Source organism: Actinomadura chokoriensis, from assembly GCF_041463665.1.
Taxonomy (GTDB): Bacteria; Actinomycetota; Actinomycetes; order Streptosporangiales; family Streptosporangiaceae; genus Spirillospora; species Spirillospora chokoriensis_A.
Map to the genome: position 1 here is coordinate 445,616 of NZ_JAXCEJ010000002.1, position 24,258 is coordinate 469,873.

The window sequence follows — 24,258 nt, forward strand, 5'->3', positions numbered from 1 at the left end:
CCCTCCGGGGGCAATCCCCGCGGGTCCGGAAAAACGCCTTGTCCCGGGGTCGGCACCCCGGCTGACCGGGGACAATGGTTACCGGCTGGTAGAGATGCGTTACGCGTCATAAACGGCGACGATGGGATCACCAGACGAGCGACCGACAGTCTGCCGGGACCGGTGGCCTCCCGCGCGGCGGCCACGGGTCTCACCAGCAAAGACGGTAAGGACAGAGGGGACCCCGTGGCTTCCGGACGTCAACGCTTTTCGATCATCAGCGACGGCCTGCCGAGCCAGCTACCGGACATCAACCCGGACGAAACCCGGGAATGGCTGGAGTCGCTGGACACCGTCATCAAGACCGAGGGCCGCGGCAGGGCGCGGTACGTGATGCTCCGGCTCCTGGAGAGGGCCCGCGAGCTGCAGGTCGGGGTGCCCGGCCTGCGCAGCACCGACTTCATCAACACCATCCCGCCGGAGCACGAACCCTGGTTCCCCGGCGACGAGCACGTGGAACGGCGCATCCGCGCCTACATCCGCTGGAACGCCGCGATCATGGTGTCGCGGGCCAACCGCCCCGAACTCGGCGTCGGCGGGCACATCGCCACCTACGCCTCCGCGGCGTCGCTGTACGAGGTCGGCTTCAACCACTTCTTCCGCGGCAAGGAGCACGGCGAGTCCGGCGACCAGGTGTTCATCCAGGGGCACGCGGCGCCCGGCATCTACGCCCGCGCCTTCCTGGAGGGCCGGCTCCCCGAGGGCAGGCTCGACGGGTTCCGGCAGGAGCACTCGCACCCGGGCGGCGGCCTGTCGTCCTACCCGCACCCGCGGCTCATGCCGGACTTCTGGGAGTTCCCCACGGTGTCCATGGGCCTGACCGCGATCGACTCGGTGTACCAGGCCCGGTTCAACCGGTACCTGTACAACCGCAAGATCAAGGACACGTCCCGCTCGCACGTGTGGGCGTTCCTCGGCGACGGCGAGATGGCCGAGCCGGAGTCGCTCGGCGCGATCGGCCTCGCCGCACGCGAGGAGCTCGACAACCTCACCTTCGTCGTCAACTGCAACCTCCAGCAACTGGACGGCCCGGTGCGCGGCAACGGAAAGATCATCCAGGAGCTGGAGTCGTTCTTCCGCGGCGCCGGCTGGAACGTCATCAAGGTCATCTGGGGCCGCGACTGGGACCCGCTCCTCGCGCAGGACGTCGACGGCGTGCTCGTCAACCAGATGAACACCACCCCCGACGGGCAGTTCCAGACGTTCAGCGTCGAATCGGGCGAGTACATCCGGGAGAAGTTCTTCGGCGCCGACCCGCGGCTGCGCAAGATCGTCCAGCATCTCTCGGACGACGAGCTGCGCAAGCTGTCGCGTGGCGGGCACGACTACCGCAAGGTGTACGCGGCGTTCAAGGCGGCCCGCGAGCACGTCGGTCAGCCGACCGTGATCCTCGCCCACACCATCAAGGGCTGGACGCTCGGCTCCGACTTCGAGGCCCGCAACGCCACCCACCAGATGAAGAAGCTCACCAAGGCCGAGCTGAAGGAGTTCCGGGACCGGCTCTACCTGGACATCCCCGACTCGGCGCTGGAGCAGCCGCTGCCGCCCTACTACCACCCGGGCGAGGACTCCGACGAGATCCAGTACATGCGCGAGCGCCGCGCCGCGCTCGGCGGGTTCCTGCCGAGGCGGATCGTGCGGGCCAAGCCGCTCAAACTGCCCGGCGACGCCGTCTACAGCGAGATGAAGCGGGGCTCCGGGAAGCAGAACGTCGCCACCACCATGGCGTTCGTCCGGCTCCTCAAGGACCTGATCAAGGACGAGAACATCGGCGCCCGGTTCGTGCCGATCGCGCCGGACGAGTACCGCACGTTCGGCATGGACTCGCTCTTCCCCACGTCCAAGATCTACTCCCCGCACGGGCAGACCTACGAGGCGGTCGACCGCAAGCTGCTGCTCTCGTACAAGGAGTCCGAAAGCGGCCAGATGCTGCACGAGGGCATCAGCGAGGCCGGCTCGATGGCGTCCACCATCGCGGCGGGCACCGCGTACGCCACGCACGGCGAGCACATGATCCCCGTGTACATCTTCTACTCGATGTTCGGGTTCCAGCGGACCGGCGACCAGATGTGGGCGCTCGGCGACCAGATGGGCCGCGGGTTCCTGCTCGGCGCCACCGCCGGCCGCACCACCCTCACCGGCGAGGGCCTGCAGCACGCCGACGGCCACTCCCCGCTGCTCGCGGCGTCGAACCCCGCCTGCGTCCACTACGACCCGACCTGGGGATTCGAGCTGGGCCGCATCGTCCAGGACGCGCTGCGCCGCATGTACGGCACGTCCGACGAGCACCCGAACGGCGAGGACGTCTTCTACTACCTCACCGTCTACAACGAGCCGTACCAGCAGCCCGCCGAACCGGAAGACCTCGACGTCAACGGGCTCCTCAAGGGCCTGTACCGGTACCGGGAAGCGCCGCAGGCGGCGTCCGGCAACGGCGAGACACCGCGCGCGCAGATCCTCGCGTCCGGCGTCGGCGGACGGTGGGCGCTGGAAGCGCAGCGCCTCCTCGCCGAGGACTGGGGCGTCGCCGCGGACGTATGGTCGGCGACCTCGTGGAACGAGCTGGCCCGCGAGGCCCGCGCGTGCGACGAGTGGAACATGCTCAACCCGGACGCCGAGCAGCGCGTCCCCTACGTCACCCGGACGCTCGACGACGTCGCCGGGCCGATCGTCGCGGTATCGGACTTCACCCGCGCCGTACCCGACCAGATCGCCCCGTGGGTGCACGCGGACTTCACCTCGCTCGGCACCGACGGGTTCGGCTTCTCCGACACCCGCGCCGCCGCCCGCCGGTTCTTCCACGTGGACGCCGCGTCGATCGTCCTCGCGGTGCTCACGCGCCTGGCCCGGCACGGCGAGGTCAAGCCGGAGACCCTGTCCCAGGCGATCGCGCGCTACCGCCTGAACGCCGAGGTCAGCGACGTCTTCGCAGGCGGAATCGGCAGCGCCGAGAGCAACACCGGCGGAGACGCGTGATCTATCGGGGGAGCGACCCCCCGAACCCCCCGGCTGCGCGGCACGGGTCTCCTCGCTCCGGTCGCTGGCGCTCCCGCCACTGCGGGGACGCGGCGCGCCGGGCATGCCCGCTCCGCTCGCCAGGGCTCGCTACGCGTGCCTGCCCGTAACCGGGGGCTGAGTTTCAAGCCGCGGGGGTAGGTCGCCCGGTGATTGCGGAGGTGTAGGCCGCGATGACCGGGACACAGGAGGGCCCCGAGGTTCGCCTCGGGGCCCTTCGCGGTCAGGAAGCCGCGGGAGTGAAGACGCCGAAGGCGTTGCCGGACGGGTCCTGGAGGTAGGCGAACACGAGTCCGGCGTCCGTGGTCAGGGCGGGCATGGCGACCTTGCCGCCGTGCTTCACCGTCTGCTCGCAGGTCGCCTCGACGTCCTCGACCAGGACGAAGAACATCGCGTGGTTGCCGGAGGCGTCCCGCTCGTGCGAGATGCCGCCGCTCGGCATGTCGGCGCCCGGGTAGTTGACCAGGTCGTAGCCGTCGGCGTCCGGGTCGTCCTCGAACTGCCAGCCGAACATGTCGCCGTAGAAGCGGCGGGCCTCCTCCGGCGCGTCGGTGCCGACCTGGAACCACGTGACCGTGTTGAACGCGGGAACACTCATCGATCTCCTCCTTCGAACGCTGCGGGCACCAGCGTCTTGGAGCATTCCGACAGCCCCCTGTCGGTGTTTTCCAGCAAGATTCCGCACGGCGAACGGAACCGAGCCCACACGATGGTGCGGTCCCCGTCCGTCCGGAATCCCCAACTCTCCGTCAGGGCTTCCACGATGCGGAGCCCGCGCCCGCTCTCGGCACCGGTCTCCGCCTTAACGTGCGGACGCCCGCCGCCCGCGCCGTCGTCGGCGACCTCCAGACGGTAGACGTCCCCGCCACCCAGCAGGCTGACCGTCACCCGGCCGCCCTCGCCCGAGGCCGTATGTGCGAGGGCGTTGGAGACGGTCTCGCTCCCGACCGTCACCAGGTCGTCCAGCGCGAGATGTCCCGGAGGCAGCAGGTCCCGCAGGAACTGCCGCGCGTACCCCACCGACCTCCGGACACCCGGAAGCGTGAGCGTGCCGAGCACGACCAGCCCGCCGCTCACCACCACGCCACCAACGGCACACCGCGCCGGGCGACCGGCGTCCTTCTCGTCTCGGACGCTCCCATCGTGCGCCCCCTTTCCATTCGGAGTCGCCCGCCACATTCGCCGCCCGATGCCTTCGCGTCCCGCACCCTGAACGTTTCCCGATTGAACGTTCAGCCCGGCACCGTTCCGTGCGCGAGCGACCACATTCGGTGACACCCTGGAGAGATGCCCTCCGGGAACGCCCCCACCGTTCGCCAGCGCCGGATCGGCTCGGCGCTCCGCAAAGCCCGCGACCACCACAACCTGACCGTCGCCACCGTCGCCCGCCGCTTCGGCCGCTCCCAAGGCTGGATGAGCATGGTCGAGAACGGCCTCCAGGTCATCTCCCCCGACGAACTCGGCGACCTCCTCGACTTCTACGGCATCGAGGACGGCCCCCTCCGCGAATCCCTCCTCCACCTCGCCACTCACACCCGCGGGAAGTGGGAACGCGCCTGGGAAGGCCGCATCTCCGCCGCTGCCTTAGACCTGGCGAGCCTAGAAGAGGACGCCGCCCTGATCCGCACGTTCCAGCCCAGCATCGTCCCGGGACTTCTCCAGATTCCCGACTACACCACCAAGCTCATCGCCGTCGGGCCAGCCAAGAACTCGCCCTATGTCAGGGCGTTGGCCGACTTCCGACTATCCCGCCAACAGGTACTCAGCAAGTCCGAGCCACCGCGTTACGTGCCGATCATCGCGGAGGCCGTCCTTCACAACCAGGTCGGCGGTGACCGTGCGATCATGCGCGCGCAGATCCGGAGACTTGCCGAAGCCGCCCGGCTCGATAATGTGGAGCTGCGAGTGCTCCCTAGGGCGGCAAGTGAGTACCTGGTTCTCATCACTCAATACCATCTTCTCTCCCTGCGCCCTCCTGGAAGGCTTACGGTGTCCGTAAGCGAGCAACTCACCAGGAGCGTCTTCGTAGAGGACGAGAACGAAGTCGCAGCGCATGAGAAGACCTTTGACCTGCTGCTATCTGCGACCCTGACCAGAAGCGCTTCGCTGCAACTCATCGACGGGGTAGCGTCGCAATCATGAACACCCCGGAACAGCTCCAAGCCCGTTGGCGTAAGAGCACCCACAGTGGCGCCGTGGAGAACGAATGCATCGAGGTGGCCGACCTCAACGGGCATGTTGGCATCCGCGACAGCAAGAACCCCACCGCTGGCCACCTCAGCCTCACACGACAGGACTTCGCCGCCATCCTCAACCACCTCACAACACAGCCATGACCCCTTCACCTCACTAGCGCAAGAGCACCCACAGCGGCGGCCACGAAAGCAACTGCGTCGAAGTCGCCGATCTCAACGGACACATCGGCGTCCGCGACAGCTACAATCCCACCGCCCCCCCCACCTGACCCACACCCGTCAACACTTCGCCACCTCCTCACCCGCCTGACATCACAACTTTGAGTCCCCACCCCATTCGTGGAAGAGCACCCACAGCGGCCGCCACGAAAGCAACTGCGTCGTGGTCGCCGACCTCAGCGGACATATCGGCTTCTGCGATAGCAAGAACTCCACCGCCGGACACCTCAACCTCACCCGACGGAGCTTCGCCGCCCTCATCGCCCAGCGGGCGGGTCACTTAGCGGCTGATCTTGGTTGTCGACTGGGAGGCATTGCAGAGTGCCCTCCGCGCATGGTTTACAGCTCCCCGACACTCGTGACCACGCGAAGGCTGCGGCGTCCTCCTGCAGCGGAACGCGCCCCCGCTCAATGCGCCTGCTCAGAACAGGCCGTTGGTCTTTTCCAGGTAACCGGCGATGAGGTCGAGCTGGTCGTCGGTGTAGCCGGCGTTGACCTTTTCCAGGTGGCTGACGTACTCGGCGTACCGGTCGACCAGCGGCTGGACCTTGGTCATATCGAGTTCGAGCCGCGCGCTGCGCCGGTCGTCGGGGTCCGGGACGCGGTGCAGGTATCCGGCTCGCTCCAGGCGGTCGATCACACGGCTGACGGTGCTGGTGGAGATGCCGGTGGCGTCGCTCAGTTGCTTGGCGTTACGGATGTCGTCGCGCAGCACGAGCAGGTGCAAAGCCTGGGTGTCGGTGACCATCAGCCCGGACTCCCTGGCGATGCGGTCGTTGCCCAGCACCGCGTTCACCAAGGCCACCTGGAACGCGCGCTGGATGCGATCGCCATGTGCGTTCGCCATCGGGCCCCCTTGGCAATATCGTCCCATCATGGGATAGTTGCAGCACGCGACTAACCCATCGCGGGAAAGTCGCGTTCCGATTGTAGGTGGAGGTGGCTCGATGGGCAGCGCGGGACGCGGTCGGACAGCGGCAGTGGTGGTACTGCTGCTGGCGTCGTTCATGGACCTGATGGACAACACCATCGTCAACGTCGCGCTTCCGTCGATGGAGCACTCGCTGCACACCACCGCGGCCCAGTTGGAGTGGGTCGTGTCGGGCTACGTGCTGACCTTCGCCGCCATGCTGATCGCGGGAGGCCGCCTGGGCGACATGTTCGGCCGGCGCACCGTGTTCATCATCGGCACCGCCGGGTTCACGGTGGCGTCGTTGTGGGCCGGGCTTTCCTCTTCGGGCACCGAGCTGGTCGTGGTGCGGCTCGCGCAGGGCCTGTTCGCCGGAGCGATGGTGCCGCAGGTGCTCGGCACCGTGCAGGCCCTCTACCCGCCCAAGGAGCGGGCGGGCGTGTACGGGATCGCGGGAGCGGTCACCGGCCTGGCGGCGGTCGCCGGGCCTCTGCTGGGCGGCGCGTTCGTGTCCGGTGACGTGTTCGACCTCGGGTGGCGGACGATCTTCCTGGTCAACGTCCCGGTCGGCGCCCTCGTGCTGATCGGCGCCTTCACTCTCGTCCCGCAGACGAAGGCCGATCATCCGCTCTCCCTGGACTTCCTCGGGACGGTGCTCGCCGCCGGGGGCGTGGTGGCCTTGGTCTATCCCCTCATCGAGGGCCGCCAGGCGGGATGGCCCTGGTGGACGGCGGTCCTGTTCGTGCTCGCACCCGTCCTGCTCGCCGCATTCGTTCTCCATGAACGCGGCCGCGCCCGCGGCGGGCGCGCCCTCCTGCTGCCGCTCCGCCTGTTCACCGACCGCGGGTTCAGCGCCGGGCTGGCCGTCCAGCTCTCCTTCCAGGCCAGCGTGATCGGCTTCTTGTTCGTCCTGAGCATCACCGTGCAGTCGGGCTTCGGCTTCTCCGCCTGGCAGGCCGGGCTCGTGGTACTCCCGTTCAGCATCGCGGCCGCGATCACCAGCGGAGCCGCCGCCGCTCTGGTCGCCAAGGCCGGCAAGACGCTGGTCGGCATCGGCGCACTGTTGCAGGCGATCGGCGCCGGGTGGTCGATCGAGGTCGTCGCCAGCGGCTCCGGCCCGACAGTGGCCGGGCTCATCGTGCCGATGGCGGTCGCCGGCGCCGGGCTGGGCCTGGTCCTGGTCCCGCTGACCGATGTCGTCCTGGCCGCGGTCCCCACCGATGACGCCGGGTCCGCCTCCGGCACGCTCTCGACGTTCCAACAGGTCGGTGGAGCACTCGGCATCGCGATCGTCGGGACGGTGTTCTTCGACTCGGTGTCCTCCAGCGGAGACCTGGGCGACGCCTTCGGCGCCGCCGCATGGATCGTGGTCGCCCTCGGCCTGCTCGCCACTCTCGCGGGCCTTCTGCTTCCCCACGTCAGGCCGACTGCCAGCGCTCCAAACGCGGCCGACTGACCGCCCGCTTCCCCGGGCTTTCCAGGTCCCACACGAAGGAGAAACGATGTCCAGCCGACTCAGCCCCGAAGACAGGTACACGATCCAGGTGGCGGCGCACGGCGTCGTCACGCTGATGGCCTCCAGCGTGCCCGGCGCTCTCACCGCACCCAGGGCCGGGATCGCCGCGGCGAAGGCGATGTCCACCGCGACCGGACTCACCGGCGAGGTCCTGGCCGAAAAGCCCCCGAGGCTGCCGTTCAAGGGCAGCGTGGCCGAGATCGCCAAGACGGTCCTGCCCGCACTCACCAGATCGGTGCGGACACTCGACCGCGTCCAGGACGGCGAGAGCGACAACTTCCGCCGCACGGTGCGGATGATCGCCGAGTCCGCCGCGAACGCCAACGCGGGCGGCCCGACGCCGGCCGAAGCGGAAATGCTGCGCAAGATCGAAGATGCGCTGCGGGCCACCGCGTCATGAGCCGGGGGCCAGCCCCCTTCGCCCGGCCGGACCGCGCTCGCGGGGACGGGCCTCGTGAAGTACTACGGACCCACGGCCGTCCGCACCAAGCCTCGCCCCAGGTGGAGGAAGGCGAGTCGGTCGCCGCCATGGGACCGAGCGGCTCTGGTAGGTCGACCCTTCTGTACTGCTTGTCGGGCATCGCGAAGCCCGACGACGGCGATGTGACCTTCCGTGAGGCTCCCGTCAGCTTTCGGACTCCTGACGCGCCGAGTTGCGACGGTCGGGCTTCGGCTTCGTCTTCCAGTTCCCCGGATTGCTGCCCGAACTGGCGGCGGAGGAGAACACCGCGCTGCCCCTGATGTTGCAAGGAGTCGGCCGCCGGGATGCCGTGGCGCGGGTACGGGCGCTGCTCCGAGGGATCGGTCTGGCCGGGTTGGAGCTGCGCCGTCCCGGAACGTTGTCGAGCGGGCAGGCCCAACGAGTCGGCAGACCTCGCTTTGAGCATCGAACTCGCTGAACCGGGCCTGAGTGGCGGCCTCGGTCGGAGCGGTGTGGATCTGCCGCAGACTAGGCGGCTTGGAGCCGGGGTGGTGGGCGGACGGGGACCGCGCCGGGTGGTGCCGCGATCCGGTAGGTATGGCGTCCGTCAGGGCCGGTGGTGATGTGGATCTTTGTCGGGTTGGCATGTTTCCAGCGGTTGTGCCATCCACAACACAGGGCGAGTCGGTCGATGTCGGTGGGGCTGCGGCCGAGGACCCAGCCGTGGACATGATCAACCTCGCACAGCGTCCCGGGCACCTCGCACTCGTGGACGGCGCAGGTCGGGTACAGGCTTTCCAGGACCTGGCGTTGCGCGGCAGTGGCGAACCGGACGCGGTGGCCGAGGTAGAGCGGCTGGTTCCCGCGTCCCAGGAGCAGGGGTGAGACTCCGGCGGCCAGGGCGATGCGGCGGGCCTGCTCGGCCGGCATCGGCGTCCCGTCGGTCAGCCGCGCCGCAGCGGTGCCGCCGGTCAGGGTGTCCAGGTCGCAGATGACGGTGACCTTGGTGGCCTTGTGGCCGCCCGACAGCACCGAGGTCAGGGCCGCCGCCGTCCGCTCGGGCAGGTCGCGGTGGTCGTCGGTCCCGGCGGGTTTGGCAAGTGGCGCGAGGGTGCCGTCCCAGATGGCGGCGTCTTCGGCGTTCAGCCAGCCCTTGATGTAGCGGCCACCGTCCAGCGAACGCGTCGAGTCGATCCAGGACCGCTCATAGCCGCGCCGCGTGTCGGTGTCAGGGGCCTGCTCACGCCCGTCCCGTTCAGCGATCACGTCGCGGATGCGGCGGCCGAAGGAGGCGACCTTTCCGGCGGAGAAGCCTTGGCCGACCATGTCCAGCAGGATGTCTTCGGCGGCAGCGCAGTCGTGCTCGTCCAGAGGGGTGACGGCGTCGGCGATGGTGGCGGCGTAGCCCGTGGACAGCTGGCCGGCGGCCCAGCGGCTCGACACATCTGTGAGGCGGTGCCGCTGCCGCGCCAGCGTCAGCCGTTCTTTGGCGCGGGCTTCGCGCATCCCGAGCCGGGACCGCAGCCACGCCCGCGTGGAAGGGTACCCCCACCGCTGCACTTCCCGGCCGGCGTCGACGACGCCGATGAGTCCGCTGAGGGCGGCTTCTTGCATGTCACCGGTGGCGGCGAGGGTCTCGGCGAGTTGGATGCAGGCCGGTGCCGATTCTGGCGCGGTACGGCGGGCGAGTTCGGCGGCAATCGCGGAGGCGGCGTTCACCAATTCCAAGGTGGACGCCGCGTCCAGGTCGACCGCGACTGAACTCATACTCGAATTTTACCCGATCGAACACCGGTTCACGCTCCCACAAAGAAGATCAAGGCTGCCAATTTCAAGCTCACCACCAATTGCACAAAATACAAGGAAGCGGTTGGCAGTGATCGAATCGGGCATTTTGAAATGCGCTGGCGGCCGCCCTCTGCCTGGCGCGTGGGGCTCTTGGCGCGTGGCGCTCTTTGACGGGTGGGGGCGGCGCGTCGGGCAGAGGGCAGGCGGAGCCTGCCCGACGAAAGCTGCACTCAGGGGCCGTAGAGGCTCCGAAGTCAAGGGTGGGACGGAGTCCGATCGCGAAGCGACGCGAAGCGCCCTTGACTTTGGAGGGGCGGCCCCGTACGCAGCGCCGCCCCCACCACAATTACGCGAACAGGAATAGTGCCATACAGGAACACCCTGCCCCGAGATCTCGAACACCGCTCAGGTTCTCGAACACCACTCGAGATCTCGAACACCGCCAGATATTTCCGATATTTCGAACACCGTAATGCCCGTTATCCACCGAGGCCCGCAATCTACTTAGACCCGCGATCCCGAGACCGGCCTCCTGGACGAGCTAAAGCTGATCAGCATGCGCCGGCAACGGAAGGGGCACGGCAGCGCTGTGTCGGGGCTTCAGACGAATTCCAAAGGGCGGACGACGTAGTCGGCGGGGATGTCGTCGTGCATGGCCTCGGCGCCGCGGTCGGGGGCGGTCTCCTCCAGCAGGGCGGCGCGGCGGACGCGGTCGGTGCGGAACACGCGGCAGCCGCCCCGCATCCGGCACCAGGCGGTCAGGTACCAGCCCTTACCGGACGCGGTGAACGTGACCGGCTCGATGTCGCGCTCGGTCTCGGCGCCCGATCGGTCGACGTAGGTGAGGCGGACCACCCGGCGAGCCAGGACGGCCTCCTCCAGCACGGCCGGCACGGACGCCGGGTCGTCGTTCCCCGCAGGAGCCAGGAAGCGGATGCGGGCGGCAAGTTCGCGGGCCGAGGCACCGTCGTCCGCCGACATCGCGGCGACGATCTTGTGCAGGGCGGTGCGAGCGGACCGGGAGTACGGCGAACCGCCCGCGCGGGACAGGGTTATCGCCACGGCGACGGCCTCGGCGGGCGTGAAGTTCAGTGGCGGCAGCGTCCGGCTCTTGTCGAGGGTGTAGCCGCCTCCCCGGCCGACGTCCGCGAAGATCGGCACGCCGGCCTGCTGGAGCGCGCTGATGTCGCGCTCGATCGTCCGGACGCTCACCTCGAACCGCGCGGCCAGTTCGCGCGCGGCGAGGCGGCGCGGCGCGCAGGCCCGCAACTCCTCCACCAAGGCGTACAAACGGTCGGTGCGGTTCACGCGGCGACCGTACGCGCCGGCTCCGACATTTCCGGGCTATACGCGTCGGCTCCGACGTTTCCGGGCTATGTGAAGCGCCAGAGGCGCACCTTTCCGTTGAAGCTGCCCGCTCCGGCGGCGAGCAGGTGGCCGTCCGGGCTGAACACAAGGGTCGTGCCGTCCGACTTCTCCCAGTCCAGGGTCGCGAACTGATCGCCGTTACGCAGGTTCCACAGCCGGATCGTCCCGTCCTGGGACGCGCTGGCCAGGACCCGGCCGTCGGGGCTGAACGCCAGCGCCTGCACGCTTCCCTCGTGTCCTCGCAGGTCCCGGTACCGCTTACCGGCTCGCAGGTCCAGGATGCGGACCGTCCACTGGTCGCGGCCCGTCGGGTCCACGACGTCGGACGCGGCGGTCCGGCCGTCCGGGGCGAACGTGAACAACACGTCGACGGGCACGGCCACGGCGTTCGCGATGTCCCGGTGCGCCCGCAGGTCGTGGATCTGGATGTCGCCGCGGCTGCCGACGGCGGCGATCCGGTCACCGGTCGCGTCGAACGTCAGTTGCAGAGTGCCGTTGCTCCGCGGGGAGAACACGCCGGTGCGGCGTCCGGTCGCGGTCTCCCAGAGTTCGATGCCGTTGGCTCCGACGGTGGCAAGCGTCCGGCCGTCCCTGCTCAGCGCCTTGGTGAACGTCCTGCCCTCGGGCATGACCGTCCGGAGGCGGGCACCCGTGACCGCGTCCCAGAGCTGGATCGGCCCCTTCCCCCGCAAGTTCGCCAGCACCCGGCCGTCCCCGCTGAGCGCCGTGAGCTGGTCGGCGCCCTCGTCGCCCAGCTCGTGCGCGGTTCCCCGGCCGGTCGCGACCGTCCACCGCCAGATCTGCTCGGTCCCCGCGCAGACCAGGGTCGCAGAGTCAGGGGTGAACGCCAGCCGGAACGTCGCGACCGGTCCGCCGGCAAGGACGACCGGCCGGGGGTTCCGCAGCGGCGCGGCGTCTTCTCCCGACCACCGCCACAGCAGCGCGGGCACGCCGAGGACGGCCGCGGCACCCGCCGCCGCTCCACCGGCCAGGACGGTGCGGCGCCCCGCCCGGACGGGCGGCGCCGCCAGTAGCCGGGCCGCCTCGGCGGGCGATGGCCGCCGCTCCGGTTCCTTGGCCAGGCACGCCGCGATCGCGGGCCGCAGGTTGGCGGGCACCCCGGTCAAGTCCGGCGGGGCGCTGACGATCCGATGGACGATCCCTGGCACATTGTCGGCGTCGAACGGCCCCCGCCCGGTAGCGGCGAAGGCGAGGACGCAGCCGAGGGAGAACACGTCCGACGCCGGGCCCGCCGTGTCCGCGCGGACCTGCTCGGGCGACATGAACGCGTACGTGCCGACGACCGCGCCGGTGGACGTCAGCGCGGTGGCGTCGGCAGCGCGGGCGATGCCGAAGTCGATGATGCGCGGGCCGTCCGGCGACATGATGACGTTGCCGGGCTTGAGATCACGATGCACCAACCCACTCGCATGAATCGCCGCCAAGCCCTCGGCCAGCGCCGCACCGAGCCGACCCACTTCAGCAAGCGGCAGCGGCGCGGCCTCACGCAACGACGGACCCGCGACATAGGCGGTCGCCATCCACGGCACGTCCGCCTCCGGATCAGCGTCCACCACCTGCGCGGTATAGAAACCACCCACCCTGCGCGCCGCCGCCACTTCACGCGCGAACCGCACCCGAAACTCCGGACGGCTCAAATGCTCACCACGGACCACCTTCACCGCAACACGCCGACCACCCGCCGACACACCGAGGAACACCTCGCCCATCCCCCCGGCACCCAGCCGCCCCTCCAACCGGTACGGGCCGACCTGACGGGGATCGCCGTCGCGCAGCGCGTCCATCAGCGCAGCCTCCACAGGTTCGCTGCGGCCTGTCCGCGGCGTTGGCTGCCGGACGCCACCGTCCGGCCGTCCGGGGCGAGCGCGAGTCCCCGGATCGGTCCGCCGGTCCCGGCCAGGGTGGCGGTCACCCGGCGGGTCGCCAGGTCCCACAGTCGGACCGTGAGGTCGGTGCCGGCAGCGGCCAGCACCGCGCCGTCCGCGCTGACGGCCACCTCGGTGACGTCCCCGGTGCGGCCGGAGTCGAGGACGCCGGTGATGCGGACCCGGGATGCGTCCCACAGCCGGATCGCGGCACCGCCCCCTGCCGTGACCAGGGTCCGGCCATCCGGGGTGAGGGCCAGCGAACTCGTCTTCTTTCCCTGGTCGGCGACGTGGGCGATCGGGTTGCGGGTGCGGGCGTCCCAGACTCGGACGGAGCCCGGCTCCGCGCGGCCCTGAAAGCCGTCGATCCCGGCCATGACCCGGCGGCCGTCCCGGCTGAACACCACGGAGTTCACACCCTCGGCACCGGAGAGGTCGCCCAGGACGCCTCCGGTCGCGGTGTCCCAGAGCCGGTTCGGCCCGGCGAGGATCCGGCCATCCGGACTGAACGCGAGGGCGTCGACAGCGCCCCCCTCGCCGCCGGACAGCGTCCGCAGTCGGCGGGGCGGACGCGTGTCCGCCGACTCGACATCCCACAGGCGGACGGTGGCGTTCGCGTGGCCGGTGGCCAGCAGCTTTCCGTCCGGGCTGAACGCCATCGCGGCCACACCGGCGGGAGCACGTAACTCATGAATGACATGGCCTGCGGCGGGGTCCCAAAGGTAGACGGTCTCCCCCCGCATCCCGCCGCAGACCAGGATCCGGCCGTCCGGGCTGAACGCCACCTTCCCCACCGGCTGCCCGTCCTTGGCGAGCGTCATGGCGGGCGGCAGCATCGCGTCGCCGGACGTTGCTGACGGCGCCGCCCGAGGCGACCCGCCGGTCCGGGTGAGCAGGAACGCGGGCACCCCCAGGGCGGCCGCCGCCGCCGCGCCGGCGAGCACCGTCCGGCGCGGGGTCCCGGCAGCGGGCCGGACGGCGCCCACGACGCGGGTGAACGGCGTCGTGCCTCGCTCCACCGTGCGGTCGGCGGCCTCGCCCGCCGGGCGTGCGGCGTACTCGCCCGCCGGGCGTGCGGCGGCCACCGGCGCGCTGCCCGGGTCGGCGAGGTGGGCGAGGATCTGATTTGTGCCCGGCCGGGCGGCCGGGTCCTTGGCCAGGCAGGCCGTCACGAGCGGACGCAGCGGTCCCGCCAGCCCGTCCAGGCCGGGCGGCTCGTTGAGGACGCGGTGCACGATGGCCGGAATCGTCGCGGCGTCGAACGGGCTGCGCCCCCTCGCGGCGAAGACCAGGACGCAGCCCAGCGCGAACACGTCGGCGGGCGGCCCGGACGGCTCGCCCAGCACCTGCTCGGGCGCCATGTAGGCATACGTCCCGAGGACCGCGCCGTCGGCGGTGAGCGATCCCGCGCCGACGGCTCGGGCGATGCCGAAGTCGATGATGCGCGGGCCGTCCGGCGACATGATGACGTTGCCGGGCTTGAGATCACGATGCACCAACCCACTCGCATGAATCGCCGCCAAGCCCTCGGCCAGCGCCGCACCGAGCCGACCCACTTCAGCAAGCGGCAGCGGCGCGGCCTCACGCAACGACGGACCCGCGACATAGGCGGTCGCCATCCACGGCACGTCCGCCTCCGGATCAGCGTCCACCACCTGCGCGGTATAGAAACCACCCACCCTGCGCGCCGCCGCCACTTCACGCGCGAACCGCACCCGAAACTCCGGACGGCTCAAATGCTCACCACGGACCACCTTCACCGCAACACGCCGACCACCCGCCGACACACCGAGGAACACCTCGCCCATCCCCCCGGCACCCAGCCGCCCCTCCAACCGGTACGGGCCGACCTGACGGGGATCGCCGTCGCGCAGCGCGTCCATGGGGGCGCTCCCGTGTGTCCGTTCAGCTGAGGTCTGGGAAACGATATTGCCGTCCCTCAGAGGCATCCCTCGGTGTGACGAGCCCTCGCTCCCTAGAGGGCGTGGAGGAAGGCGAGCATCGCCTCGTTGACCTCGGCGGGGCGTTCCTGCTGCGTCCAGTGGCCGCATCCGGACAGCCAGACGGTGTCGCGGAGGTTCGGCACGAAGTCGGCCATGGAGTCGATCGCGGCGCGGGCGCCGACGGCGACGACGTCGCGGTCACCGGCGAGGTAGAGCGCGGGCGGGCCGATCGGGGCGCGGTGCCAGGCGGCGGTGAGCTCCCAGTTGCGGTCCAGGTTGCGGTACCAGTTGATGGGACCGGTGAAGCCGCTTTCGGCGTACTCCGCGACGTATGTCGCGATGTCTGCGTCGGTGAGCCAGCCGGGCAGTTTCTCCGGCTCGGGAAGCGTGTCGAGGAAGCCGCCGTTCTCGGGGGCGACCATCGTCGAGGAGGGGCCGTCGCCCGACACGCCGTAGAACGTCCGGCGGAATGTGGCGGCTCGGTCGCGGTCGAGTTCGGCCTCCGGGGCGTCCGGCTCCTGGAAGCGCACCATATAGAAACCGTCGCCGAACAGGCGGCGCATGGACTCGACCGGGGGCCTGCTGGAACGCGGACGGTGCGGGACCGACATCCCGATCACGCCGCGCACCTTGTCCGAGCGCATCTGCGCGACGGCCCACGCGACGGGCGCGCCCCAGTCGTGGCCGACCACGACCGCCCGGTCCGCACCGAGCACGTCGATGAGCCCGACCGCGTCCCCGGCCAGATGCAGGATCGTGTACTGGTCGACCTCGGCGGGGCCGCCCGTGCGGGCATAGCCGCGCTGGTCGGGGGCGACGGCGTGGAAGCCGGCCTCGGCGAGCGCGATCAGCTGGTGCCGCCAGGAGTACCAGCATTCGGGGAAACCGTGCAGGAGCAGGACGAGCGGTCCCTCGCCCGCCTCGGCGACGTGCATGCGCAGGCCGCTCTCCGACTGGACGAAGCGGTGCGTGATGTCGGTCATCGATACCCCTCGCGGTGGGCGGGACCGTGCGAGCCCAACGCTAGCCCCATCGATCTTCGGCCGATACAGGTCGATGTGGATGCGCGGCCTCCATACCGTCCGGTCGTGGATTGTGTGCGCGGGCCACATGGGAGGGGACGGTCGTGCTCCGTAGGTTCTGCGCATGACGAGCGTGAGCCCGCGGCCGGCCGCGGGGACTTCGGGGACGCTGGATCTGACGGGCCGGCGCGCCCTGGTCACCGGCGGCGCGGGCGGCATCGGCCGCGCCTGCGCGCGGCGGCTGGCCGCGGCGGGCGCCGAGGTGGTGGTCGCCGACATGGACGGGGCGGCGGCGGAGCGGACGGCGGCCGAGTTCGGCGGCGTCCCGATCCTCGCCGACCTCACGGATGTGGACGCGATCGGCGGGCTGGCGTCGGGCGTCGACATCCTGGTCAACAACGCGGGCATCCAGCATGTGGCGCCCGTCCACGAGTTCCCGCCGGAGATGTTCGCGCGGATCCTCCGGCTGATGGTGGAGGCGCCGTTCCGGCTGGTGCGGGACGCGCTGCCCGGCATGTACGAGCGGGGCTGGGGACGCATCGTCAACATCTCGTCCGTGCACGGGTTGCGGGCATCGCCCTACAAGTCGGCCTACGTGACGGCCAAGCACGGGCTTGAGGGGCTGTCCAAGGTGATCGCGCTGGAGGGTGCTGCGCACGGCGTGACGTCCAACTGCGTCAACCCGGCCTACGTCCGGACCCCGCTGGTGGAGAGCCAGATAGCCGACCAGGCGCGCGCGCACGACATACCCGAAAGCGAGGTCGTCGAGCGGGTCATGCTCGATCACGCGGCCATGAAGCGCCTGATCGAGCCGGACGAGGTGGCCGAACTGGTCGCCTACCTGTGCTCGCCGCCGGCGTCGATGGTGACCGGCGCGTCCCTCGCACTCGACGGCGGCTGGACGGCCCATTGAGAATGGGCCGTATGACCTGCGGCGTCTTCCTCGAACTGCTGGCCCGAGAGGCCTCCCCCGTCGAGTTCGAGGGTCCTCTCGTCCAGGCGCGGGCGGACGGCGCGCCGCCGTCGGTCCTGGAGGAGCTGGAGGCGGCCAAGCTGGCGGCGCTCCGGGTCCGGACGATCATGCGGCGGCACGCCCGCCGGGAGGCGGAGCTCGCGGCGCTGTTCGACACCGCCGGCGACCTGGCCGGGCTGCGCGACCTCGACGCCGTGCTGGAGGCGATCACCCGGCGCGCCCGCCGGCTGCTGAACGCCGACATCGCCTACCTGACGCTGAACGACGACGAGCGCGGCGACACCTACATGCGGGTGACCGACGGGTCGGTCTCGGCCGCGTTCCGGCGGCTTCGGCTCCCGATGGGCACCGGGCTCGTCGGCCTCGTCGCGCAGACCGCCATGCCCTACAACAGCGCCCACTACCTGGGCGACGAGCAGTTCCAGCATCGCGGCTTCATCGACGAGGCGGTCGCCGAGGAGGGTCTGGTCGCCATCCTCGGCGTGCCGATGCGGCTGGGCAGCCGCGTCATCGGCGTCCTGACGGCCGCGAACCGGAGCGAGCGCCCGTTCGACCAGGAGGAGGTCGCTCTCCTCGGGTCACTGGCCGCGCACGCCGCGATCGCCATCGACAACGCGCGTCTGTTGGAGGAGACCCGTACCGCTCTCGACGAGCTGAGCACCGCCAACGAAGAGGTCAAGGCGCGTAGCGCGGCCGTAGAGCGGGCGGCGCGCGCGCATGACCGGATGACGGCCGTCGTCGTCCGGGGTGGTGGCGTCGAAGACGTCGGCGCGGTCGTCACCGAGTTGCTGGGCGGCACGTTGCACGTCCTGGACGCGGACGGCCGCCAGCTGGCGACAACGGGCACCATGTCGCGCGTCCTTAGCGATGACGAACTCGTCGGGGTGTCGGCCTCGGCGCACTCTGCGCGCGCGCAGGGCCGGACTGTCCGGCGCGGCGAGCTGTGGATCGCGTCGGTCTCCACCGGCGACGAGATGCTCGGGACGCTGGTCCTGCGCACGGCCGACGAGGTGGACGACGCCGACCAGCGCATCCTGGAGCGCGCCGCGCTCGTCACCGCGCTGCTGCTGCTGTTCCAGCGGAGCGTCACCGAGGCGGAGGGACGGGTGCGCGGCGAACTGCTGGACGACCTGCTCTCCGGCCGCCCGGCCGGCGCAGACGCGCTGAAGGCCCGGGCACGGCGCGTGAACGTCGATCTGAGCGCCCCGCACGTGGTGCTGTGCGCGAAGTACGGATCCGAGGACCACCGGCAGCGGGCCGCGTTCTGGGCGTCCTCCCACGCCGCCGTGGAGCAGGGGCTCGCCGCCTCCCGCCCGGAGGAGATCGTGCTGCTGCTGCCGGGCGACCGTCCCGGTGACGCGGCGCGCCGGGTCGCGAAGGAGCTGGGCGCCTCCCTCGGCGTGCCCGCGACGGTCGGCGCGGCCGGTCCGGTCCGCGGGCCGGCCGAGGTCGCCTCCGCACACCGGGAGGCGCAGCGCTGCGCCGACGCCCTGCTCGCCCTCGGCCGCCGCGGCGACGGCGCGGGCGCGTCCGAATTGGGCTTCGTCGGCCTGCTCATCGGCGACGACCGGGACGTGACGGGCTTCCTGACGAGCACGCTCGGGCCCGTCCTCGACTACGACGATCGGCGCGGAACGTCCCTCGTCCAGACCCTCGCGGCGTACTTCGGGACGGGCGGAAGCCTGTCCCGGACGGCGGAGCGGCTCCACATCCACGTCAACACCGTGAGCCAGCGCCTCGACCGCATCGCACGCCTGCTCGGCGAGGACTGGCAGACCCCCGAGCGCGCCCTGGAACTCCAGCTCGCCCTGCGCCTGCATCGCCTCTCACGCTGAAAGCACCGCGTAACCAAAAACACTGCGTAACCAAAAGCACTGCGTAACCAAAAGCACTGCGTAACGGAAAGCACTGCGTAACGGAGAACGCCGCGCAACTGAAAACGCCGTGTAACCAAAACACGGCCTAACCGAAAACACCTCCTAACCAAACACGGTGTGCCGCCCTCGGCTGGGGGCGGCACACCGTGCTTTCAGTTGCTCTTTCAGACGGGGGCGCCCACCGTGGGGGTCGGCTCCGGCTCGGGACGCTTGCGGGACGTGCGGGCGGCGATCAGGTCGCGCGCGGTGCCCCAGACGCCGCGGCGGAACAGCAGCACGACCAGGATGAAGATGGCGCCGGTGATGATCCCGGTCTCCTCGAACCCGGCCGTGGCCAGGTAGTCGTGCAGTTCCACGACCAATGCGGCGCCGATGGCGCCGCCCCACAGGGTGCCGATGCCGCCGAGGACGACCATCATCACGGCCTGGCCCGACGTCGTCCAGTAGACGCCCTGCAGAGACGCGAATCCATGGCCGATGGTGAACAGGCCGCCGGCCAGGCCCGAAAGGAACGCCGACAGGACGAAGGCGAGCAGCTTGTAGCGGTCGATGCTGTAGCCGAGTGCCCGCGCCCTGTTGGGGTTGTCGCGGATGGACATCAGGACCCGTCCGAACGGGGAACGGACGATGCGCCAGGCCACGAACATTCCGGCCAAGATGAACGGCAGGGCCGCGTAGTAGAAGAAGAACGGGTCGGACAAATCGAGCCCGAAGAACTCCCTGGGAATGCCCTGGAGACCGTTCTCACCACCCGTCGCGTCCCTCCACTGGTTGGCGACGAAGTAGACCATCTGGGCGAAGGCCAGGGTGACCATGGCGAAGTAGATGCCGCGCAGCCGCACCGAGAGAAATCCGATCGGAACGGCGAGGAGGCCGGCGAAAACGGCCCCGCCCAGTACGGCCACAGGGAACGGCAACCCGGAGTGCAGGGCGATCAGCCCGGTGGCGTACGCCGACCCGCCCCAGAAGGCCGCGTGCCCGAACGACAGGAGCCCGGTGAAGCCGAGCAGCAGGTCGACCGCGGCGGCGAACAGCGCCCAGCAGACGATGTCCAGCGCGACCGGCGGGTAGATGAACCACGGCAGAACGAGCGCCGCCAGCAGGCCGACGGCCAGCAGGAACGGCCGTCCGGCCAGCTTCGACAAGATCACGGCGTCTCCTCGGTCACGGCGTCTTCTCGGTCGCTCTCCTCGGTCACAGGGCCTCCTCGGTCACAGGGCTTCCTCGGTCACAGGGCTTCCTCGGTCACAGGGCCTCCTCGGTCACAGGGCCTCCTCGCGTCCGAACAGGCCGGCGGGACGCCACAGCAGCACGGCGGCCATCAGGATGAACACCAGCGTCTGCGAGAGCGAGGGGACGTAGTAGTTGCCGAGCGCCGAGACGAGCCCGACCGCGAACCCGGCGGCGACCGAGCCGAACACCGACCCGAGGCCGCCGATCACGACCACCGCGAACACCGTGATGATCAGGTCGGAGCCCATCAGCGGGTTGACCGCCCGCATCGGCGCGGCCAGCACGCCGGCGAACGCGGCCAGCGCGATGCCGAACCCGAACACGGGGGTCACCCAGCGGCCGACGTCGATGCCGAGCGCGCGCGACAGCTCGGGCTTCTCGGTCGCCGCCCGGACGATCATGCCGACGCGCGTCCGGGTCAGCACGACCCACACCGCCCCGCACACCAGCACCGACACCGCCAGGACGAACACCTGGTAGGCGGGGTAGGTGAACAGGCCGAGGTCGATCGACCCTTCGAGCGCGGACGGGCGCGGATACGGCTGCGACTGGACGCCGTACTCCCGTTTGACCAGGTCCTGCAGGATCAGCGCCAGCCCGAACGTGAACAGGAAGTTGTAGAGCGGGTCCAGGGGCGCCAGCCGGCGGATGAACAGCCGTTCCAGCGCCACGCCCGCCCCGCCCAGCACGACGGGGACGAGCGGCAGCGCCAGCCAGAAGTTCACGCCGAACGAGTCGAGCAGCACGTAGGAGCCGAACGCGCCGAGCATGTAGAACGCGCCGTGCGCGAAGTTGACCACGCCGAGCATCCCGAAGATGACGGCCAGGCCGAGGGCGAGCAGGGCGTAGAACGCCCCGCCCACCAGGCCGTTGAACGCCTGTTGCAGCACGTCAGGCCCGCCTCACAGCTTGCACGACGGGTCGGGCTGCTGGAACGCCTCCGCCGCCGGGATCGTCTTGACGATCTTCTCGTAGTCCCACGGCTCCTTGACCTCGCCGGCGGGCTTCACCTGCGCGATGTAGGCGTCGTGGACGAGCAGGTGGTCGTCGGCGCGGATCGTGCCGGTGGAGGTGAACACGTCCTCGACCTTGTGGCCTTCCATCTGCTTCACCACGGCGTCGGACTCGTCGGTGCCGCCGCGCTGGACGGCCTCCAGGTACTGGAGCGCCGCCGAGTAGTCGCCCGCGTGGACGGCGGTCGGGCGGGCGCCCGTCTTGGCCTTGAACTTGTCGGCCCACGCGCGGTTGCCCGCGTTGGCGTTCCAGTACCAGAAGTCGGTGAAGTACGTCCCCGACAGCGCGTCCGGGCCGAGGGAGTGGATGTCGGTCAGGAACATCAGGCCCACCGCGAGGCCGACGCCCTTGTCCCGCAGCTTGTACTCGTTGTACTGCTTCACCAGGTTGACGAGGTCACCGCCGGCCTGCATGGCGCCGAGCACCTGCGGCTTGGGGTCGAGGCCGGGCGCCTTCAGCAGGAACGTGGAGAAGTTGTCGTTCGGGAACGGCGTCGGGTCGCTCTTCACGACCGTCCCGCCGGCGCCCTTCACGGCCGCCGTGAACGTCTTCTGCATGTCCTGCCCGAACGCGTAGTCCGGGTAGACGATGTACCAGTTCTTGGCGCCGTCCTTGGTCACCTCGGTGCCCGTCCCGTGGGCGAGCATGTAGCTGTTGTAGCCGTAGTGGAAGGTGTACTTGTTGCACTGCTTGCCTTCGAGCTCGGTCGTGGCGCCGCCGACGTCGATGAACACCTTCTTCTTGTTCTTGGCGACGGTGGCGACGGCGAGCGCGGCCGACGAGGTGGGCACGTCCACGATCAGGTCGGCCTTCTGCCGGTCGTAGAGCTCCTGCGCCTTGGTGTTGGCGACCTCAGGCTTGTTCTGGTGGTCGGCGGAGACCACCTCGATGTTCTTGCTGACGGCCTTGTCGCCGTACTTGGCCTTGAAGTCGGCGACGGCCATCTTCACCGCCTCGACGGCGTTCTTGCCCGACAGGTCGGCGTAGACGCCGGACTGGTCGGTCAGCACCGCCAGGACGATCTTGTCGTCGCTGATCTTGCCCCCGCCCCCGCCGGGTCCGCCCGCGCAGCCGGCCAGCAGCGCTCCGGCGGTCGCGAGCGCGGCCGAACGTCCGAGAACTTTCATGGGGGTCTCCCTAGATTCCGAGATACTGGAGGAGTTCGCTCTCCCGGGCGCGGACCTCGTCGTTGTCCATGGACTCGACGATCCGTCCCTCGGCGAGCAGGTGGTGGCGGTCGGCGACGGTGGCGGCGAAGTGGACGTTCTGCTCGATGAGCAGGACGGTGACCCCGGCCGCCTTGACCTCGCGGAGGATCTCGCCGATCTGCTGGACGATCAGGGGCGACAGGCCCTCGGTGGGCTCGTCGCACAGCAGCAGCCGGGCGCCGGTCCGCAGCACCCGGGCGAGTGCGAGCATCTGCTGCTCTCCGCCCGACAGCTTCGTCCCGGGGAACCGGCGCCGCTCTTTGAGGCGCGGGAACGTCTCGTAGACGCGCTCCAGCGACCACGGCTGCGGCCCCATCACCGGTGGAAGCGTGAGGTTCTCCTCCACCGAGAGCGTGGCGAAGATGCCGCGGTCGTCCGGGACGTAGCCAAGGCCGCGTCGCGCGCGCTTGTGCGGGCTCAAGGCGGAGATGTCCTCGTCCAGGAACTGGACCGTTCCGGACGTCCCCTTATGGAGCCCCATGAGGGAGCGCAAGAGGGTGGTCTTGCCGGCCCCATTGCGGCCGACGAGCGTGACGATCTCGCCCTCATCGACGTGCAGGGACACGTCACGGAGGGCTTGGGCCTCGCCGTACCAGGCGGACAGCCCGTCAATGCGCAGCATTGGAGTCTCCGAGGTAGGCGGTGACGACGCGAGGGTCGTGACGGATCTCGGCATAGGGGCCTTCGACGAGGACCTGGCCGTGCTGGAGCACCGTGACCCGGTCGGCGAGGCTGGAGACGACGCTCATGTTGTGCTCGACCAGCACAACGGTTCGTCCGGCGCGCACCTTCTTGATGAGGTCGACCGTCCGGCCGACGTCCTCGACGCCCATGCCGGCGGTCGGCTCGTCCAGCAGCAGGACCTTGGGGTCGAGCGCGAGGGCCAGCGCCAGTTCCAGGGCGCGCTTGCGGCCGTAGGCCAGCGCGCCCGCCGCGATGTCCGCGTGCTCGCCGAGCCCGACCTCGCCGAGGAGTTCGGCGGCGCGGCCGGAGTAGCGTCCGAGCGCCCGGTCCGACCGCCAGAACCGCCAGCCGAGCCCGGTCCGCCCGGCCAGCGCCAGCTCCACGTGCTGGCGCGGCGTCAGCTCGGCGAACAGGCTCGTGATCTGGAACGACCTGGCCAGCCCCAGCCGCGCGATCCGCTCCGGGCTCGCGCCGGCCAGCTCGTGGCGGCCGAGCCGGACACTGCCGGCGGTCGGCTTCAGGAACCCGGTGAGCAGGTTGAACAGCGTGGTCTTGCCGGCGCCGTTCGGCCCCACCAGCGCGTGGACGGTACCCTCCCCGATGTCGAGGTCCACGCCGTCCACGGCCCGGAAGCCGCGGAACTCCCTGACCAGGCCCCGAGCCTCCAGAACCGGGGCCCGCCGGACGGGATCGCCCATGCGCCCTCCTCACACTCGCACTCGTCGGCGGTGACCCGGAGCACACCGGGCCGCCGTGACCGGGAACGCTAGGTCGCGCCCGCGGGCCGGACCATGTGAGCCGACCCCACATTCGGACCGCCCGATACGGTTGTGATCCACATCACGTGCAGGTCAAGGCCGCCCGCACATGGCGGCCGTCCGCGATGTGTGGACGAGCCACGTGGTCGTGGTCACAGCAAGACGCTCACCATGGCGGACGTCTGCCGT

The 24,258-nt window shown here is 70.2% G+C and carries 22 protein-coding genes and 2 pseudogenes; 11 read left to right on the forward strand and 13 right to left on the reverse strand.

Annotation, left to right across the window (positions count from 1 at the left end; translation table 11 throughout):
* The first annotated feature begins 225 nt into the window (after nucleotides 1-225).
* On the forward strand, nucleotides 226-3,015 hold the full coding sequence (gene aceE / locus SM418_RS05510; protein WP_371939477.1) for a pyruvate dehydrogenase (acetyl-transferring), homodimeric type: 2,790 nt from the start codon (nucleotides 226-228) through the stop codon (nucleotides 3,013-3,015).
* A 262-nt stretch (nucleotides 3,016-3,277) separates the two neighbouring features.
* On the opposite strand, the gene SM418_RS05515 is transcribed toward aceE, so the two are convergent.
* On the reverse strand, nucleotides 3,278-3,652 hold the full coding sequence (locus tag SM418_RS05515) for a VOC family protein (protein WP_371939478.1): 375 nt from the start codon (nucleotides 3,650-3,652) through the stop codon (nucleotides 3,278-3,280).
* A complete protein-coding gene (locus SM418_RS05520; protein ID WP_371939480.1) occupies nucleotides 3,649-4,131 on the reverse strand; it encodes an ATP-binding protein in 483 nt (160 codons plus the stop codon). The genes SM418_RS05515 and SM418_RS05520 overlap by 4 nt, the downstream gene beginning before the upstream one ends.
* A 210-nt stretch (nucleotides 4,132-4,341) precedes the next feature.
* Between SM418_RS05520 and SM418_RS05525 the strand changes: the two genes are divergently transcribed.
* From SM418_RS05525 to SM418_RS05540, 4 genes and pseudogenes are all read left to right on the forward strand, one after another.
* A complete protein-coding gene (locus SM418_RS05525; RefSeq protein ID WP_371939482.1) occupies nucleotides 4,342-5,196 on the forward strand; it encodes a helix-turn-helix domain-containing protein in 855 nt (284 codons plus the stop codon).
* The gene (locus SM418_RS05530) at nucleotides 5,193-5,390 is read left to right on the forward strand and encodes a DUF397 domain-containing protein (RefSeq protein WP_371939483.1); all 198 of its coding nucleotides are present in this window, start codon (nucleotides 5,193-5,195) and stop codon (nucleotides 5,388-5,390) included. Before SM418_RS05525 ends, SM418_RS05530 begins: the two co-directional genes overlap by 4 nt.
* A 29-nt stretch (nucleotides 5,391-5,419) precedes the next feature.
* Nucleotides 5,420-5,518, forward strand: a pseudogene (locus SM418_RS05535) (DUF397 domain-containing protein); the annotation flags it as partial.
* An 86-nt stretch (nucleotides 5,519-5,604) separates the two neighbouring features.
* Nucleotides 5,605-5,721, forward strand: a pseudogene (locus SM418_RS05540) (DUF397 domain-containing protein); the annotation flags it as partial.
* Between the two features lie 168 nt (nucleotides 5,722-5,889).
* Here SM418_RS05540 and SM418_RS05545 read toward each other — a convergent pair.
* Complete coding sequence (locus tag SM418_RS05545; protein WP_371939485.1) at nucleotides 5,890-6,315, reverse strand: MarR family winged helix-turn-helix transcriptional regulator; 426 nt, start codon at nucleotides 6,313-6,315, stop codon at nucleotides 5,890-5,892.
* A gap of 136 nt (nucleotides 6,316-6,451) precedes the next feature.
* On the opposite strand from SM418_RS05545, the gene SM418_RS05550 reads away from it, so the two are divergent.
* From SM418_RS05550 to SM418_RS05565, 4 genes are read left to right on the forward strand one after another with little or no spacing between them, the layout of a single operon-like run.
* A complete protein-coding gene (locus tag SM418_RS05550; protein ID WP_371939487.1) occupies nucleotides 6,452-7,834 on the forward strand; it encodes an MFS transporter in 1,383 nt (460 codons plus the stop codon).
* A gap of 46 nt (nucleotides 7,835-7,880) precedes the next feature.
* The gene (locus tag SM418_RS05555) at nucleotides 7,881-8,294 is read left to right on the forward strand and encodes a hypothetical protein (RefSeq protein ID WP_371939489.1); all 414 of its coding nucleotides are present in this window, start codon (nucleotides 7,881-7,883) and stop codon (nucleotides 8,292-8,294) included.
* Entirely contained in the window at nucleotides 8,291-8,635 is a 345-nt protein-coding gene (locus tag SM418_RS05560; protein WP_371939490.1) for an ATP-binding cassette domain-containing protein, read from the forward strand. Before SM418_RS05555 ends, SM418_RS05560 begins: the two co-directional genes overlap by 4 nt.
* Nucleotides 8,548-8,793, forward strand: coding sequence for an ATP-binding cassette domain-containing protein (locus SM418_RS05565; protein WP_371939491.1), 246 nt, complete (start codon nucleotides 8,548-8,550; stop codon nucleotides 8,791-8,793). The genes SM418_RS05560 and SM418_RS05565 overlap by 88 nt, the downstream gene beginning before the upstream one ends.
* A 50-nt stretch (nucleotides 8,794-8,843) precedes the next feature.
* On the opposite strand, the gene SM418_RS05570 is transcribed toward SM418_RS05565, so the two are convergent.
* The 5 genes from SM418_RS05570 to SM418_RS05590 all read right to left on the reverse strand — a co-directional run bounded on the left by SM418_RS05570 (nucleotide 8,844) and on the right by SM418_RS05590 (nucleotide 16,283).
* Nucleotides 8,844-10,082, reverse strand: a complete 1,239-nt coding sequence (locus tag SM418_RS05570; protein ID WP_371939493.1) for an HNH endonuclease signature motif containing protein — start codon at nucleotides 10,080-10,082, stop codon at nucleotides 8,844-8,846.
* Between the two features lie 621 nt (nucleotides 10,083-10,703).
* Complete coding sequence (locus SM418_RS05575) at nucleotides 10,704-11,411, reverse strand: helix-turn-helix transcriptional regulator (protein WP_371939494.1); 708 nt, start codon at nucleotides 11,409-11,411, stop codon at nucleotides 10,704-10,706.
* Between the two features lie 65 nt (nucleotides 11,412-11,476).
* Nucleotides 11,477-13,276 (reverse strand): WD40 repeat domain-containing serine/threonine protein kinase, encoded by a 1,800-nt coding sequence (locus SM418_RS05580; RefSeq protein WP_371939495.1) that lies wholly within the window; start codon nucleotides 13,274-13,276, stop codon nucleotides 11,477-11,479.
* Nucleotides 13,276-15,240, reverse strand: a complete 1,965-nt coding sequence (locus tag SM418_RS05585; protein WP_371939496.1) for a WD40 repeat domain-containing serine/threonine protein kinase — start codon at nucleotides 15,238-15,240, stop codon at nucleotides 13,276-13,278. Before SM418_RS05585 ends, SM418_RS05580 begins: the two co-directional genes overlap by 1 nt.
* Before the next feature lie 92 nt (nucleotides 15,241-15,332).
* Nucleotides 15,333-16,283 (reverse strand): alpha/beta fold hydrolase, encoded by a 951-nt coding sequence (locus SM418_RS05590; RefSeq protein WP_371939497.1) that lies wholly within the window; start codon nucleotides 16,281-16,283, stop codon nucleotides 15,333-15,335.
* A 163-nt stretch (nucleotides 16,284-16,446) separates the two neighbouring features.
* Between SM418_RS05590 and SM418_RS05595 the strand changes: the two genes are divergently transcribed.
* Nucleotides 16,447-17,235: a 3-hydroxybutyrate dehydrogenase gene (locus SM418_RS05595; protein ID WP_371939498.1), complete on the forward strand. Its 789-nt coding sequence runs from the start codon at nucleotides 16,447-16,449 to the stop codon at nucleotides 17,233-17,235.
* An 11-nt stretch (nucleotides 17,236-17,246) separates the two neighbouring features.
* Nucleotides 17,247-19,130, forward strand: a complete 1,884-nt coding sequence (locus tag SM418_RS05600) for a helix-turn-helix domain-containing protein (protein ID WP_371939499.1) — start codon at nucleotides 17,247-17,249, stop codon at nucleotides 19,128-19,130.
* A gap of 206 nt (nucleotides 19,131-19,336) precedes the next feature.
* On the opposite strand, the gene SM418_RS05605 is transcribed toward SM418_RS05600, so the two are convergent.
* From SM418_RS05605 to SM418_RS05625, 5 genes are all read right to left on the reverse strand, one after another.
* Nucleotides 19,337-20,323, reverse strand: a complete 987-nt coding sequence (locus tag SM418_RS05605; RefSeq protein WP_371939500.1) for a branched-chain amino acid ABC transporter permease — start codon at nucleotides 20,321-20,323, stop codon at nucleotides 19,337-19,339.
* A gap of 111 nt (nucleotides 20,324-20,434) precedes the next feature.
* Complete coding sequence (locus tag SM418_RS05610; RefSeq protein ID WP_371939502.1) at nucleotides 20,435-21,295, reverse strand: branched-chain amino acid ABC transporter permease; 861 nt, start codon at nucleotides 21,293-21,295, stop codon at nucleotides 20,435-20,437.
* A gap of 12 nt (nucleotides 21,296-21,307) precedes the next feature.
* On the reverse strand, nucleotides 21,308-22,546 hold the full coding sequence (locus SM418_RS05615) for an ABC transporter substrate-binding protein (protein ID WP_371939503.1): 1,239 nt from the start codon (nucleotides 22,544-22,546) through the stop codon (nucleotides 21,308-21,310).
* A gap of 10 nt (nucleotides 22,547-22,556) precedes the next feature.
* A complete protein-coding gene (locus SM418_RS05620) occupies nucleotides 22,557-23,249 on the reverse strand; it encodes an ABC transporter ATP-binding protein (protein ID WP_371939504.1) in 693 nt (230 codons plus the stop codon).
* Nucleotides 23,236-24,009, reverse strand: coding sequence for an ABC transporter ATP-binding protein (locus tag SM418_RS05625; protein WP_371939505.1), 774 nt, complete (start codon nucleotides 24,007-24,009; stop codon nucleotides 23,236-23,238). Before SM418_RS05625 ends, SM418_RS05620 begins: the two co-directional genes overlap by 14 nt.
* Nucleotides 24,010-24,258 lie beyond the last annotated feature (249 nt).